This is a genomic window from Veillonella dispar (assembly GCF_900637515.1).
GTDB lineage: Bacteria > Bacillota > Negativicutes > Veillonellales > Veillonellaceae > Veillonella > Veillonella dispar.
Genome location: NZ_LR134375.1, coordinates 1,533,905 through 1,550,000 on the forward strand (window position 1 = coordinate 1,533,905; position 16,096 = coordinate 1,550,000).

The 16,096-nt window shown below is 39.5% G+C and carries 15 protein-coding genes (1 of these 15 only partly in view); 4 read left to right on the forward strand and 11 right to left on the reverse strand.

The window, feature by feature from the left end:
* Positions 1 to 8 precede the first annotated feature (8 nt).
* From EL171_RS07115 to EL171_RS07130, 4 genes are read right to left on the reverse strand one after another with little or no spacing between them, the layout of a single operon-like run.
* Positions 9 to 956 (reverse strand): ABC transporter ATP-binding protein, encoded by a 948-nt coding sequence (locus tag EL171_RS07115; protein ID WP_005387207.1) that lies wholly within the window; start codon positions 954 to 956, stop codon positions 9 to 11.
* Positions 956 to 1,936, reverse strand: a complete 981-nt coding sequence (locus EL171_RS07120; RefSeq protein ID WP_005387205.1) for an ABC transporter ATP-binding protein — start codon at positions 1,934 to 1,936, stop codon at positions 956 to 958. Before EL171_RS07120 ends, EL171_RS07115 begins: the two co-directional genes overlap by 1 nt.
* On the reverse strand, positions 1,936 to 2,835 hold the full coding sequence (locus EL171_RS07125) for an ABC transporter permease (RefSeq protein WP_005387203.1): 900 nt from the start codon (positions 2,833 to 2,835) through the stop codon (positions 1,936 to 1,938). The genes EL171_RS07120 and EL171_RS07125 overlap by 1 nt, the downstream gene beginning before the upstream one ends.
* A complete protein-coding gene (locus tag EL171_RS07130) occupies positions 2,828 to 3,760 on the reverse strand; it encodes an ABC transporter permease (RefSeq protein WP_005387200.1) in 933 nt (310 codons plus the stop codon). The genes EL171_RS07125 and EL171_RS07130 overlap by 8 nt, the downstream gene beginning before the upstream one ends.
* Before the next feature lie 135 nt (positions 3,761 to 3,895).
* Between EL171_RS07130 and EL171_RS07135 the strand changes: the two genes are divergently transcribed.
* Both EL171_RS07135 and EL171_RS07140 read left to right on the forward strand, forming a co-directional pair.
* Positions 3,896 to 4,729, forward strand: a complete 834-nt coding sequence (locus tag EL171_RS07135) for a pyridoxamine kinase (RefSeq protein WP_005387198.1) — start codon at positions 3,896 to 3,898, stop codon at positions 4,727 to 4,729.
* Positions 4,730 to 4,750: 21 nt separating this feature from the next.
* Positions 4,751 to 5,335 (forward strand): DUF805 domain-containing protein, encoded by a 585-nt coding sequence (locus tag EL171_RS07140; protein ID WP_005387196.1) that lies wholly within the window; start codon positions 4,751 to 4,753, stop codon positions 5,333 to 5,335.
* Between the two features lie 105 nt (positions 5,336 to 5,440).
* Here the strand turns inward: EL171_RS07140 and EL171_RS07145 are convergent, their stop codons facing one another.
* The gene (locus EL171_RS07145) at positions 5,441 to 6,613 is read right to left on the reverse strand and encodes a hypothetical protein (protein WP_005387195.1); all 1,173 of its coding nucleotides are present in this window, start codon (positions 6,611 to 6,613) and stop codon (positions 5,441 to 5,443) included.
* Positions 6,614 to 6,788: 175 nt separating this feature from the next.
* Between EL171_RS07145 and EL171_RS07150 the strand changes: the two genes are divergently transcribed.
* Together EL171_RS07150 and EL171_RS07155 are read left to right on the forward strand one after the other, a co-directional pair.
* Positions 6,789 to 7,358, forward strand: coding sequence for a helix-turn-helix domain-containing protein (locus tag EL171_RS07150; protein ID WP_039969439.1), 570 nt, complete (start codon positions 6,789 to 6,791; stop codon positions 7,356 to 7,358).
* Complete coding sequence (locus tag EL171_RS07155) at positions 7,322 to 8,176, forward strand: IS3 family transposase (RefSeq protein ID WP_232013666.1); 855 nt, start codon at positions 7,322 to 7,324, stop codon at positions 8,174 to 8,176. Before EL171_RS07150 ends, EL171_RS07155 begins: the two co-directional genes overlap by 37 nt.
* A gap of 122 nt (positions 8,177 to 8,298) precedes the next feature.
* Here the strand turns inward: EL171_RS07155 and cydD are convergent, their stop codons facing one another.
* From cydD to EL171_RS07185, 6 genes are all read right to left on the reverse strand, one after another.
* Complete coding sequence (gene cydD / locus EL171_RS07160; RefSeq protein WP_005387192.1) at positions 8,299 to 11,883, reverse strand: thiol reductant ABC exporter subunit CydD; 3,585 nt, start codon at positions 11,881 to 11,883, stop codon at positions 8,299 to 8,301.
* A 189-nt stretch (positions 11,884 to 12,072) separates the two neighbouring features.
* A complete protein-coding gene (cydB, locus tag EL171_RS07165; RefSeq protein WP_005387191.1) occupies positions 12,073 to 13,092 on the reverse strand; it encodes a cytochrome d ubiquinol oxidase subunit II in 1,020 nt (339 codons plus the stop codon).
* The gene (locus tag EL171_RS07170; RefSeq protein WP_005387190.1) at positions 13,083 to 14,471 is read right to left on the reverse strand and encodes a cytochrome ubiquinol oxidase subunit I; all 1,389 of its coding nucleotides are present in this window, start codon (positions 14,469 to 14,471) and stop codon (positions 13,083 to 13,085) included. Before EL171_RS07170 ends, cydB begins: the two co-directional genes overlap by 10 nt.
* A gap of 63 nt (positions 14,472 to 14,534) precedes the next feature.
* A complete protein-coding gene (locus tag EL171_RS07175) occupies positions 14,535 to 14,987 on the reverse strand; it encodes an RrF2 family transcriptional regulator (RefSeq protein ID WP_039969438.1) in 453 nt (150 codons plus the stop codon).
* A 220-nt stretch (positions 14,988 to 15,207) separates the two neighbouring features.
* Positions 15,208 to 15,702, reverse strand: coding sequence for a MogA/MoaB family molybdenum cofactor biosynthesis protein (locus EL171_RS07180; protein WP_005387188.1), 495 nt, complete (start codon positions 15,700 to 15,702; stop codon positions 15,208 to 15,210).
* Positions 15,703 to 15,710: 8 nt separating this feature from the next.
* Positions 15,711 to 16,096, reverse strand: the final stretch of a protein-coding gene (locus tag EL171_RS07185; RefSeq protein ID WP_005387187.1) for a polysaccharide deacetylase family protein. 475 nt of this gene lie beyond the right edge of the window; the window shows 386 of its 861 coding nt (coding positions 476-861); its start codon lies beyond the right edge, outside the window — the gene reads right to left on this strand; its stop codon occupies positions 15,711 to 15,713.

The following is a 16,096-nucleotide window of genomic DNA, read 5'->3' on the forward strand; positions in this document are numbered from 1 at the left end:
TTCTCCCATTATATGTGCCAGCATGCGATGCGGCGATCTGCCCAATCACGAAGAGGTGGACGTTCTGCAAAGCAACGACCCTCTGCTTCTGGACATCGACCACTAAACAAACAACCTTTCGGTGGGTCTAGTGGATTTGGTGGGTCCCCTTTAAGAGGTGCTCCAATTGGAGCATGTGGTATAACAGGACCATTTAAGGCCGTCAAAGCACGAGTGTAAGGATGTTGTGGAAATTCGTATAAATCCAGTGCTGGACCTTCTTCCATAACAGCACCTAAGTACATAACCACCATGCGATGACTGATGTAGCGCACCATGTTTAAATCATGAGAAATAAAGAGGTACGAAATACCATGTTGTTCTTGTAATCGTTCAAGCAATGTCATAATTTGCACTTGAATCGATACATCTAGTGCTGAAATCGGTTCATCACAGATGATGCACTGCGGCTGCATAATAAGAGCCCGTGCAATACCGATACGTTGACGTTGACCACCAGATAATTCATGAGCATAACGCTCACCAAAAGACATGTTCAAACCAACTTGATCAAGCACTTCTTTTACACGAATAACGCGATCACGAGGTGTATACTTTGGATCCAGCTCCAAAGGTTCTTCTAAAATCGCATTAACCGTAAGACGTGGATTAAGTGATGCATAAGGATTTTGGAATACCATTTGCATCACAGGATGAACGGCTTTACGATCCACATAAGGATCAATCTGACGACCATTCATATAAATAGAACCTGATGTAGCTTGATGCAAGCCCATCAACGTGTAGCCAAATGTGGATTTACCACAACCTGACTCACCTACGATACCGAGGGTTTCCCCTGGCGATTGATATAGGCTCACGCCTTGTACAGCGTGTACCGTGTGTTTTGGCTTAAATAAGCCCCCTGACAGAGTGAACTCTTTAACGAGATTGTCAGTTTCCCATACGTAACTCATTAAAGTCCCTCCAACTTAGCTAACCAACATGTAAATTGGTGACCTTCACCAACATTTGTAACCATAGGAATACGATTACCACAGATACGCATAGCCCACTTACACCGTGGATTAAACGCACAACCTCGTGGTAGATCAAACAGATCTGGTGGTTGACCTTCAACGGCTTTTAACTCACCATGCCATTTACCTTGTGGTAAAGCGAGTAACAAGCCCAATGTGTACGGATGACGAGGTTCATTAAAGATACCTTCTACCGTAGCAGATTCAACACATTTACCAGCGTACATAACCATAACGCGGTCGCAAATTTGAGCAATAACGCGGAGGTTATGAGAAATAAAGATAATGCCAATACCAGCTTCTACAGCTAATGTTTGCATAAGGCGCAAGATTTGAGCCTCTGTTGTAATATCTAGAGCCGTTGTCGGTTCATCACAAATCAAAATTTTTGGACGACCTGCGACAGCCATGGCGATACAAACGCGTTGGCGCATACCACCACTCAACTCATGAGGATATTGAGATAATCGTCTTTCCGGTGTTGAAAGGCCCATCTTCTTTAATAAGTCGATGGCGATAGCTCGTTCGTCATAATCCTCACCATATGCATTGGTACGATGGATAACCTCATACATTTGTTCCCCAATCGTCATGATTGGATTCAAAGATGTCATAGGGTCTTGGAATACCATGGCAACAGTAGTACCGCGGAGTTCATTCCAGTCATCTTCAGTAAATTCAAGGCAATCATTGCCATCAATCATAAATGTATCGGCTTTGATTTTTGTTTTGCCATATGGTAGCAATCCCATTAAGGAATTAACTAGTACAGATTTACCACAGCCTGATTCACCAACAATACCTAAAATCTCACCTGGTTGTAAGGAGATATCTTGATTGCGAATAACCCGTAAAGGGCCTTGGAAGGTATCGATGGTAATGGATACATTGCGCACATCAACAATTGCGTTATTCATTATCTATCTCCTTCCTTAGGGTCTAACACATTACGTAAGCCATCGCCAAGGAATGCGAAACCAAGCATGGTAACACTAATGGCAACAGCAGGGAAAATCAATTGGAATGGATAAGAGCGCATGCTGCTAATCCCTTCAGAAGCGAGTACACCCCAGCTCGCCATAGGTGCATTAACACCTAAACCGATGAAGCTAAGGAATGCTTCTGTAAAAATAGCCTCTGGAATGGCCAATGTCAATGTAATGATGATTGGTCCCACGCAGTTTGGCAAAATATGACGCAATAAAATGCGATATTTGGGAATACCCATCGCTTCAGCAGCAATGATGTATTCTTCATTTTTAACTTTCAAAATTTGGCTACGTACGATACGGGCCATATTGAGCCAGTACGCAATGCCCAATGCTACGAAAATAGACGTTAAACCAGGGCCAAGTACAACCATCAACAAAATTACGTAAAGTAAAAGTGGAATACCGTACAAAACATCTACGATGCCCATCATGATGCGGTCAACCTTGCCACCAAGGTAACCTGCAATACCGCCATAGGTAACACCAATAACAAGATTGATGAAAGCCGCTACAAAACCGATAGTTAAGGAAATGCGAGCGCCGTACATAACGCGCGTATAAATATCGCGGCCCAATGTATCTGTGCCAAACCAATGACTAAAGCTCGGACTTTGGTTCGCATCGATTAGGGATTGGTCCGCATAGGTATACGGCGAAATTAGGGGGCCTAAAATAGCTAGTACAATCATCACTAAGATGATAGTAGCCCCTACTACGGCCAAGCGATTTACCTTAAACCTTGCCCATTTACTAGGACGTTTTATAAAGCTTGTAATTTCTTCTTGAGGAGTTCGTTCAATAGGTAAAAAATCTTCCTTATTCATCTGTCCCCTCCTCTGTCGTAACACGTGGATCAATTAACGGATAAATCATATCCACCAAAATATTAAGAAATACTACAAGAGCACTATAGAAAATCGTAATGCCAAGGATAACCGTATAGTCGCGGTTGTAAATGGACGTTACAAAATACTGTCCAAGGCCCGGAATAGCAAAGATTGTTTCTACGATAAAGCTACCTGTCAAAAGGCTAGCAGCCAATGGTCCCAAGTACGTAATAACTGGCAAAATAGCATTGCCTAATGCATGACGAGTCAAAATAGTCCAAGAACCCAAACCTTTGGCGCGAGCTGTACGGATATATTCTTGTTGGTACACATCTAGCAAGCCACTGCGCGTTAAGCGTGCAATGAATGCCATAGGTTGTGCTGCTAACGTCAACACTGGTAGAACCATATAAGATGGACCACGCCATAAGGCCACTGGGAACCATCCCAGTTCAAAGCCCACCACATATACAAGAACGGCACCTATAATAAATGTAGGCACAGAAATACCAATGGTAGATAATACGGTAACCGCATAATCAACGATACCATTAGGGCGCATAGCACTAATAGCACCCGCTGCAATACCACCTACTACAGCCACCATTAATGATAATAAACCGAGCTGCGCAGAAATTGGGAATGCATCACTGATAATATCGTTCACACTACGACCTTCATACTTATATGATGGTCCCAAATCGCCGGTAATAACACCACCTAAATAATCACCATACTGTTTCCATACAGGATCATCAAGATGATACTTTGCTTCAATGCTTGCTTTCACCTGAGGTGGTAATTTCTTTTCAGTCGTAAAAGGTCCCCCCGGTATTGCATGCATTAATGCAAACGTTACGGTAATGATGACCCATAAGATTATGATTGTGCCACCTAGACGTCGAAATACATACCTTGTCATTGTCACTATCCTCCATAAAAAGTCTATCTGTTTTATTATACTACATTATGAAGTTAATTTCATGAATAACATCATTACATTTACAGAACGCCCTACATAACGTACAATAAAATATATAGTATTTTGGAGGTGTCTATGACAGAAGTACCTAGAGTCTTAACAATTCAAGACATGAGCTCCATCGGCCGTTGTGCCCTAACCGTTATGATTCCAATCATCAGCGCTATGCGTTGCCAAGCGGTTCCATTGGCAACAGCTGTATTGAGTAATCACTTAGAATATCCACACTACGAGTTTGTAGATTTATCGGCACATATGAGAGATTTTATGGACTGCTGGGATAAAAACGAAATCGACTTTCACGCTATTGTAAGTGGTTTCTTGGCATCACCAGAACAAATTCATCTCGTGGAAGAAGCCATCGATCGTTTCGGTAATAAGGGACAAATGATTATCGTCGATCCAGCTATGGCGGATGATGGTCGCCTCTATTCTATTTATACACCTGATATGGTAGTAGCTATGCGCCAACTTGTTTCCAAGGCTCATATTGTAAAGCCTAATTACACGGAGGCTTGTTTCTTATTAGATATTCCATTTTCTACAGATCCTATTAGCGATGATGAATTGCGTGATCGTTGCAAAAGGCTGTACCAAATGGGGCCTGACATGGTTATCATGACCAGCGTACCATCGGAAACGCATGCGGTTATCGCTGTCTATGATGGGCCAACTGATTATTTAAAAACTTATGATATTCCTCTTATCCCTGTGAAAGCTACAGGAACTGGGGATATCTTTACTGCTGTATTATCCGGTGCAGTAATGAGGGGATATTCACCTTATGATGCGGCAGAGTTAGCAATGAATTTTACTACCAAGGCGATTCAAGCCACAGTAGATACTGTAAAATCTATGAAACAAGGTGTAGCATTTGAGCTAGTCTTGCCAGAATTAACTCAACTATAAGCTATAAATAAAGGGGAACTTATGGATTTACTCTATGTTGTATTACGAACACTGCTCATATGTACTGTAGGTTTGCTCATCGCATTCCAAGGTCGACGTATGGGCCTATCGATTTTTAATCTAACGGGACGATTAAATCGACTTCAATTTATCATATGTTTTATCGTACTAATGATTTTATTCCACATCGTTCATTACATCGATGATCTATTCTTAGACTTTGTCGTATCCTTACCAGCTTATTGGTTTACACGGGTCATCATATGGATTTTATTAGCAACACTCTTCCCATTGTCCTGCATCTTATTTGGCCGTCGTATTCACGATATCGGCTTTAATGCATGGGCCGGGATTCTATGGTCGGTAATCATCATTTTCATCAACACCTATTCTGCTGTATCGCCATTCAATTACTTGCTTGAACTTTTCGTATGGCTCATAGGCTTCCTCTTTTGGGTTTTACCGGGACAACCGGAACCAAATCAATATGGGAATCCTCCATTTATGTCTGTGAATAGACCAACTTATGAGTCAATGCAACAACCTAAATCAGAAACAGAACGAGAAATTAGAAAAACCGTTCGCAAACGTCGTAAAAAGCGTTAACTCATAACATGTCCTACTTCATAAAAAAAACGTATCTCTAGAAAGAGATACGTTTTTTCTTTACTATAAACTATTCAGTTATTTCAGCCATTTAGTAATCAATGTCTAATAATTCATGAGTAACATTAACTCAATCAATGTACAACCGATATAGGCGATAATAAACTTAACCTTTTGCTTACGCATTCTATCATCGTCAGCAATTTTAAGTCGATTTGCGAGGAACCGCTTATCACGAATTTGTAATAATAAATGTTTAATTCGCTCTTGGCTTTCATTAGCCGTATCTTCATCACAATCAGATGTAAGTGTAGCCTGCTGCATGAAGATGCGACGGTGTAACTTACGCATTTGTATCTTGATGTTGTTATGCACAAATGCACTTTGCCACTGTTTACGAGAATCAAAGTACATGTACAAATATCTCGGAATATTCATAACCAAGAAGGATATAATAAAAATCCCTAAGGAAATCAAGAAATATGTGGAGAATGAGAATTCTAAAGTTTCTGTTGGCAAGTAGTGATGCAAGATAATAAAGGTAATCCACACGCCGATTGGCAATAAGAGAACTGCCGCAATATCAATAGAGCGAAGCCAGCTAGTACGGGTTGGTACATCTGGTACAGTGAATGTATCTACTGGGTCATGGAACGCATAGTAATCTAACTGTAAAACAGATTGACTAGTACGAGGGTTCCCCAATAGAACAGGACCATTACTACCGATATGTCGTTCAGGCAAAGGTATGAATTTTTTTACTTGTGTATTCGGTAATAGATCGAACTGGATAATCCCCTTTTTCTCAAAACGCATAGTAGATCCCTTCTCACCTAGTGCAATAGGATTAAAGAATATACCAAAGAGACTGAGGCACCAGTTACCTAGTAAGTGTAGGATAGAGTTTAAAATAAACCCACCTGTATCTATATTATTTGTGTCGAGACGGATTGCAAAGGATGATGAGTAATCATCAAACCATAAATCCTCTAAGGTGAATTCCACATTGATCACATTCCCCCATTTCGTAATAATGGATAGGAATATTTGATTGTTTGGCTCAAATTCAAAGGTTACCGCGTAAAAGAGCCAATGATTGCGAAGAGCAGCCCGTAACATACGATTGACTGTGTCTTCTTCTATATATAGTAAACGATGGTCGAACAAGTCTTGTTCTAATGGAGCCTTTTCTATAGTAGGCACCTTATCCACCGCTGTATCACGATCAGATAATGCTTCATCCACCAACGCTCTTATTTTGGTGAAGATCTTAGTCATAACCCCTCCAAGGGCAACAAAAAATAGCTTTTGACATACAAATTATACCATATATTGCATGATTTATCGATAAAAGACTACTACATATACTATTAAATATAGGCATACATAAAGCCCCTTTTACATAGTTGATATGTACCCCCTTTACTGGACAACCAGTAAAGGGGGTATTTTCATGAGATATAGTTATGAATTTAAAAGAAAAGCAATTGAATTATTCTACCAAGGTGAATGGCCCAAGACACCTAACGGTGTGAGGACAGATACATTTCATAGACTAATAAGAGACTGGGTTAAATTAGAACAGCTTCATGGCTCGGCCATTAATAAAAGTCGAGGGGCTAATAAGTATTGGTCTCCAGAAGAAAAATATGAGTTAGTATGCCAAGTTCTTTCTGGTCAAGGTTTAAGAGCAGTAGCTATTGTATCGGGCATTAATTCTGGACAACTGTATCAATGGGTTCATAAATATAAAACTTTGGGATACAATGGTCTTATTAATAAATCTAAAGGACGACCACCAAAGGATTGCAAAATGAAAGTAACTAAGACTATCTCACCTCGAAAACTCAAAGAGAGTGAATATGAGGAACTCATTCGCTTACGAGCTGAAATTGCTTATATTAAAGCTGAAAATGAAGTCATAAAAAAAGAGATTGCCTTGAGAGAAGAAAAGGAAGCTGCGCGTCTCAAGGCGAAAAAGCAGCGATTATTAAAACGCTCCGAAAGCAAGGATATCAATTAAAGCATCTTTTGAAAGCTATGCCAATGTCCAAATCTACTTATTATTTTGAACTTACTAAAGTAGATCTTGTAGATAAAAGAAATACAAAGCTAAAAGATGAAATTCAAAAGATTTTTACAGAACATAAAGGTCGGTATGGTGTGCGGCGTGTATACCAAGAGCTTCTTAATCGAGGTTTTGTAGTCAATCATAAACGAGTACAAAGACTTATGCATAGTATGGGACTCGCAGGAAAGCGACCGAAGGAAAAGTATCACTCTTACAAAGGGAAAGTCGGCAAAATAGCGGAAAATATCGTCAATAGAGATTTTAGTACAACTGCACCATTACAAAAATGGACTACCGATGTATCTCAGTTCAATTTTTCGTGGGGAAAATGCTATTTATCGCCTATTTTAGATATGAATACGAATGAGATTGTTGCTTATGACTTAGCATTAAGGCCTAACTTAGAACAGATTTCTCGTATGTTAGAGAAAGCCTTTAAGAAGTTTACTAATCTTTCGGGATTAATCTTCCACTCTGACCAAGGCTGGCAATACCAACATAACTATTTTAGACAAGCACTTAAAAAACATGGCATTATTCAGTCTATGTCTAGAAAAGGAAATTGTTATGATAACTCTGTGATGGAAACCTTTTTTGGTAGATTGAAAACAGAAATATATTATGGTTTTGAAACAGAATATTCATCATTTAATGCTTTTGCAGTAGCAATAGAAGAATACATTAACTATTACAACAACAAAAGGATCCAGAAAAAAACAAAATGGATGCCTCCTGTAAAATACAGGGAAGCATCCATGTGTTTAGGCTAGTAAATAATATGTGTCCAGGAAAATGGGTACATATCAAGTAAAAGGGGCTTTATTACTGTAGTTTAATATTTAGCCTATTATAAGTTAATAGCTATAATAGATAATTTAACTGATATTTATTTTTATTGAATACTTGCCATAGATAGGTAGCAATATTCGTAGAAATGACCACGAAGCGCAATTAACTCTTCATAAGTTCCATCTTCTATAATTTGACCTTTATCCATAAATAAGATACGGTCCATTTGCTCTAATCCTTCTAACTGATGGGTAATGTATAAGCATGTTTTATCCTTTACATATTCCATCAAATCACGATGTAAAGCCTTTCTTGTTACTTGATCTAAACCTTCCAATGGTTCATCCAATAAAACGATTTGTGGATTTCGCAAGAATAATCGAGCTAATGCAACCCTTTGGCGTTCACCACCACTTAAGCCATGACCACCACTACCAACAATCGTATTAAGACCAACCGGCAATCTATCCACTACAGAGCGCAAGGAAGCACGGTCGATAGCACGCTCTAAATCAGTAGCTGAAGCATCCGGCCTTGCTAGTCGAATATTATCCTCAAAGGACGCATGGAAGATATACGTATCTTGTGTAATAGTTCCTAACGCATTACGCCATGTATCTATAGAAATATCCTTTAATTCTACATCACCTACATGAATGGAACCACCATAATCATATAAACGCTCAAGCATATTAAATAATGTAGTCTTACCAGAGCCACTAGCACCAACGATAGCAACTGATTGCCCTTGCTTAATGCCTAATCTAAGATGTTCATAAATACAACGATCCTGATTATAACCAAAGGATACATCGGTAAAGGTAATGTCTCGATTAGCATTGAATGGTTTTGGTGCCTTTGGGTCTACCACAGGCATTGGCTCATTGGCGAGTGCCATGAGACGACTCGTAGCTACCTTACTTTCAGCACCATGATGAACGGCAGCAATCATAGGTTGTAACGCTTCAAACCAAGCTTGTGTACCAATGGCAGCAACCGCTACCATAACACTAGCCCAAGCGCCTGTCAAAGCATTGGCAGCCAATATAGCTACAATGACAACAGTAATTTGCACACCACCTAGGAACAGCGTATTCCCTAAGTTCATGCCACGCTCAATAACACCCTTATTAGTATCAACAATATGCATCATATGTTGAATACGATGATAGACTAAATCTTCATTGCCATAGCTAATGACATCCTCTAAGCTATCCATAGTATCACTTAATAGTGATTTATACTCCCCTTGTTGAGGTCCAATCTCAGTCAATGATTGTTTATTATGAGCATATACAACTAAAGGCAATACCAAACCTAATACTAGGGACGACAAAACTATAGGCGTAACCAAAGTGCTATCAATCGTAGAAACGCCATAGGCTACTAAAACAGTTAAAGCAATGGCTGCTACAGGAGGAATTAATGTGCGCAAATAGAAGAATTGTAATACTTCTATATCCCCCATAATACGGCCTAACATATCCCCCGCACCAAAGCGTTTAAGAATAGCTGGTGCTAATGGTTCCAAATGAGCATAGAACCATACACGCAAACCATATAATCCTTGGAATGCCATCCGATGAGATGTATAGCGCTCAAAATAGCGACATACGGCACGGCTAACGCCGAAGAATCGAACCCCTACAATGGCAAGGCTCAAATAAGTAAGGCCTGGTTGCAATGCAGCTGAAGCCAATAACCAGGCAGACACAGTTAAAAGCCCTACATTCATGAATACCGTTAAGAATGTAAAAATCAAAGCTAATACCAAGGACCACTTTGCAGGACTTAATACAGTGAATAATAAACGCCATCCTTGTAAGCCCATATTAGACGTTGACACTTCAGATGTATGTGTATCGTTTCCGCGTACATAAGCATCTTTTTTATCAATAGAAATTGAATAATCTAGCTCATCTCTATCTTGAATATCAAATGATTTCCCTGTTTGCAACTGCTCTTCAATAGTTGAAGAAAATTCTCCTAAACCAGAGGTGACAAGGTCTTTAAAATATCCATCTAACGCAATAAGCTCTTCATAAGAACCTTGTTGAATGATACGCCCCTGTTTTAAGACGTATAACGTAGAAGCCCAGTGCATCGTTTGTAGGCGATGGCCAATAATAATAACAATTTTATTCTCCATCAAACGTTGGATAGCACTACTTATGATAGATTCTGTTTTTACATCAAGATGTGCCGTTACCTCATCGAGAATTAACACTTGCCCTTTTCGTAAGAACGCACGTGCTAACGCCACCCGTTGACGTTCGCCACCACTAAGACCTAAGCCACCTTCACCAATAATCGTATCAAGACCTTCTTGTTGTCTATTGATCACATCCAGTAGCTGTACTTCTTTACATGCTTCTATAATCTCTTTATCACTTACATTCATCCCAAAGGATACTACGTCACGCAAGGTCCCTTTCATGATATGAGGATGCTGGGATACATAGGTGATTTGTTGGCGCCACCACTCAATATCGATATTACAAACATCAAGACCATCGATGGTAACAGCACCTTTAGGAGCAGTTAAAAAGCCTCCAATAATATGAGCGATTGTAGATTTCCCGGCTCCACTTTCACCAACAAGCATAATCGGAGAATTGCGTTTAGCCACTAAAGAAATATGTTGTACCCCATTTTCACTACCTTCATAGGTAAATGTTAAATCCTTAATTTCAATAGCTTGTATAGGTCCTTGAAGTTTAGATTGCCCACCTACAGGTAATGATGGCTGGCGATTCATAAACTCTTCGTATTTTAAAATGGAGGTCTTCCCTGCCATTCCCGTATGGAATGCAGCCCCCAGTTGTCTAAATGGCGTATAGAACTCTGGTGCTAATAACAAAATAAAGAAGGCGGAAAAGAATGGAATCTCCCCATCCAATAATGTTAAGCCTAGGTATACTGCAATCAATGCCGTACTAATAGTACTTACGAGTTCAAGAACCAATGCAGATAAGAACGCCACGCGCAACACACGCAAAGTAGAGTCTTTAAACTCTTCAGATAAACGACCAATGACCTTGATTTGATCCTTCGCACGGCCAAAAAGTTTTAATGTGGTGATACCTTGCAATACATCGAGGAAATGCCCAGACAAGAAACTCATACGTTCCCACTGTTCTTTATTAAGGCGATCTGCTTGCTTGCCGATTAAAATCATAAAGAATGGAATCAATGGTACTGTAACAATTAGAATGATGCCAATTATAGGCAATGTATCTACAATAGCAATGCCCATGATAAGAGGAATCATAATAGCATATAAAATTTGCGGAATATATCGAGCTACGTAAGCATCTACTTGCTCTAATCCATCTGTAAGCATATGGATTACATCGCCGTGGCGCTCCTTATGTTGAACACCTAGCTTAAACATATGTGCTAAAGCTCGTTTTCTAAAGGTTGCTTTTACTGCACTCCCCAATCGGTTGGCTACAGATTCTTGCACATAATGTGCTATTAATCTCACAATAATAGCAATCCCTAAATAGATAATGGTATACCTTTCATCTTGTAAGGTATTTTCAGAAAAAATAAAATTATTAATTAAGGTTCCAAAGAACCAAGCTTGCCCAACAATGGATAGACTTTCAACTAAACAAGTTAAGCCTAGTAATAAAAGCTGACCTTTATGTTCTAGCAACGCTTTAAAGGCGGTACGCTGTATCATAGTATCCCCTATGGTAAATATAGTTAATATAAAAAATCATATGAATTTAGAATCTAATATATACGATCAAATGAATCTAAATTTATCAATATTATATTCATCTTACCACAAAAAAGAGGCGTGCCGCTACGACACGCCTCACATTGAGACTTAAATTTTATAACTCACGAGAGTTATAAAGCTATTCTATTAATAGTGTAAGTCTTTTTCAGATACACGATGACGGAATGTCCAGTATACCCAGATTTGGTAAGCCAATACGATTGGCACAAATACGAAGGCTACACAAGTCATCAATGTCAATGTGTAAGTAGAGTTACCTGCATTTGCAATAGTTAAGCTCCAATCAGGATTCAAAGAAGAAACCATGATGCGAGGGAACAAACCAGCAAAGTAAGCAGCTGTTACAGAAATAACAGTTAAGGAGCTAAATACAAAGCCCCATTTTGTATTGCGGGTACGTGCAGCACCCCAAGAAATGAGGAAGAACACGATTGCTAATGCGAAGCACACGATTGCTAATACAGAGTTGAACAAATCTGTACATACATATGTAGCAGCAACCAATACTAAGGCACCGATTGCAGTAGGAACACCAACTACCAAAGAAGCTGCACGAGCGCGTTCGGAAACCGCACCAGCTGTTTTGATAGAAGTGAATAAGCCACCATGGTATGTGAATACCAAGATAAATGCAATACCGCAAAGTACTGTGTATGGGCTTAATAAATCAAAGAATGTGCCTACATATGTCATGCTTGCATCAATTGGAGTACCTTGAATCAAGTTACCAACTGTAACGCCCCACAATAATGCAGGAATCAAGGAACCAAAGAAAATGCAGTAGTCAAAAGTTTTACGCCATAACAAGTTAGGGCTCTTGGATCGGAATTCAAAAGATACGCCACGGATAATAAGAGCCGCAAGCATTAAGAATAACGCTAAATAGAAACCACTAAACAATGTAGCATATACATGAGGGAAGGATGCAAATAATGCACCACCTGCAGTAATCATCCATACCTCGTTGCCATCCCAAACAGGGCCCAAGGCATTGATCATTTGACGACGTTCAACGTCAGTTTTACCGATGAATGGTAATAAAATACCAGTACCATAGTCAAAACCTTCTAATAAGAAGAAGCCAGCGAATAGTACAGTAATTAAAATAAACCATACCACTTCAAGGTTATTAAAAATTAATTCCATAATCTCGCCTCCTCTTTTTCAACTACATCGTGAGATGGGTTACCATCTGGACCTTTTTTGATGTGTTCTACAGCAAGGTAGAGAGCTGCAATAGCTGCTACGATGTACACAACTGTAAAGCCGATGATAGTAGTCATAATTTCTGGAGCTGTAACGGCTTTAGATGCACCGTCTGCAGTTAATTGCAAGCCATATACAAGCCATGGTTGACGACCTGCTTCTGCTACAAACCAACCGGTGGAATGAGCAATGAATGGCAATGGCAATGTCCAGAACATAATTTTCAAGAATGTGCGATTACCAACCAATTTATCTTTTGCATTAAGGATAAGGCCTACGAATGCAACAAGTAACATAATGGAACCAGCTGCAACCATGATACGGAATGTCCAGAAGATTGCTGGAACATCTGGAATATAGTTACCAGGACCGTATTGAGCCTCGGATTTAGCTTGAAGATCTTTGATACCTTCTACTTTACCAGAAGTAAAGGAGTTTTGAGTCAAGAAGGACAAACCACCAGGGATTTCAAGGGCGCCCGTATTTTTTTGTGCTTTAGTATCAATGTTAGCTACCAAAGAGAATGGAGCTGGATCTTGTGTTTCCCACAATGCTTCCATAGCAGCCATTTTCATAGGTTGTACTTTTGTAATGTATTGACCTTGATGATGACCTGCCAAAGCGCCTAAAGTACCGAATACAAGAGCAATAACCATGCCCCATTTAGCGGAACGACGGTAGAAGTCTGTCGCATTGTTGCGCAATAAGTGCCATGCACTGATAGCCATGATAATTACGCCTGCTGTTAATAAACCATTCAACACGATATGGAAGAATTGGCCTGGTACATAGCCGTTTTGAACAATTGTTAAGAAATTGTCCATTTCTGCACGGCCATTGCGAATTACATAACCTACAGGATGTTGCATGAAGGAGTTCGCTACGAGAATCCAGAATGCAGATAGGTTTGTACCTAATGCTACCAACGTAGCTACAAGGGCATGAACAGTTTTATTTAAACGATCCCAGCCAAAGATCCATACACCCATGAATGTAGATTCCAAGAAAAATGCCATTAATGCTTCAAGGGCCAATGGAGCGCCGAAAATGTCACCCATAAAACGAGAATATTCTGCCCAGTTCATACCGAAATGGAATTCCTGAACAATACCAGTTACCACACCCATAGCAAAGTTAATTAGGAACAATTTGCCCCAGAATTTTGCCATTTTTTTGTAAACTTCTTTACCTGTAGACACATATGTCCACTCTAAGATAGCTACAGTCACTGTCATGCCTAGTGTGAACGGCACAAACAACCAGTGATAGATAGATGTTAGCGCAAATTGTAATCGAGCTAAATCTACAGCTTCAAACATGTGTTTTCCTCCTTAGAATTAAATACCTACATCACTTGATGAGCTTTTACTAAAAACCTTGTATCATTGCGCTTGTGAATATGGCAACGCTTCAGCCTCAATCAACTGTTCACGTTGAGCAAGCGTTTTAAAGTTAACCTGCTCCAACTGATTAATTAATTGGTCCTGAATCGTCCCCATAGCCTCATTGATAGCACAATGTCCCATACAAGACTTAGAGCAAGAACCTACATCATATAAACACCGTTGTAAATACGCATCCCCTTCTACCGCTCTAATTACATCGAGCAATGAAATCTCTTGAGGGTCTCGATTGAGGGCAAACCCACCATCTACACCACGAAAGGATTTCATAATCCCAGCTGCAATGAGACTACGCATAATCTTGAGCAAAAATCGTTCTGGAATCAATTCTTGCTCAGCCAATACAGAACCCGTTAGCTTCGTTCCCGAAGGTAAGAGCGCCATATGTAAGACCATGCGAAATGCATAATCCGTGGCCTGATTTAACTTCATAAGGTCTCCTTTCTCGTGCACTCGGACAAACGTATTACTAAATCTAGTATAATCGAAATAAAACAATACTGCAATGGTATTGTTTTATTTATTGAGAATTAACATATATAGATTTTAAGCCTATAAATTAGGTTATACCTGAATATTTTTATGTCCACAAAATCATTTTTTGATTTATATTATCAAAAAAGACTGCCCACGTATGAGCAGTCTTTATAGATTATTTTGTAATTTCTCGTACGAGATGTGCCATTTCAGGAATAATAAGTTTACTCATCGCCAAAGTAACGGCACCTACAGAGCCTGGAACAGAGAACATCAAGGTGTTATTGTTGACTCCCGCTTCTGCACGAGATGCCATCGCCTTAGTCCCAATATCCTCTGTATAGGACAAATATCTAAAGATTTCCCCAAAACCAGGGATATGTTTCTCATAGAGACTATTCGCTGCTTCAATTGTTACATCGCGCTTAGCAATTCCCGTACCACCTGTAGAAATGATAACATCAATAGATTCATCATTACACCATGGGATCATAGCATTTCTAATTTCATCGTAATCATCAATAACAATTTTACGATCTACCACAATATGGTCTGCTTGTTCTAAAAACTCTTGTACTTTATTACCGCCTTTATCGGTTTCAAAGGTACGAGTATCAGAAACTGTTAAAACAGCAACGCGTAAAGGTCTTGCTACAACTTCGTAAGACATAGTTCCTCCTAGAATAACGGAATAATAGATGCTAATCTCGGCCATCCATTATCGCGTAAAAAATCACGTAATGCCCATGTGTAGTGAATAAATGGTGCACAATGTAGGCGCATCCAGAACGATAGATATGGTGTATCACCTTGGAATATAGCCAATCGATTTAAGGCATATAGATTATCTCCTGGCTGTACTGTACCTGGTTGTACTGTGAAAGCCATTTTATAACCAGACTGTTTAGTTACATATTGAACGAGCATATCGTTAAACCCACCAGGATATGCTAAATATTCAATAGGCTCACCTAAAATCCCCTCTAATGAAGTCTTTCCTCCAAGCAAAGCATCTGGCAACTCAGTAGGGTCAATTTTTGTTAAGATTTTATGATGATTAGTAT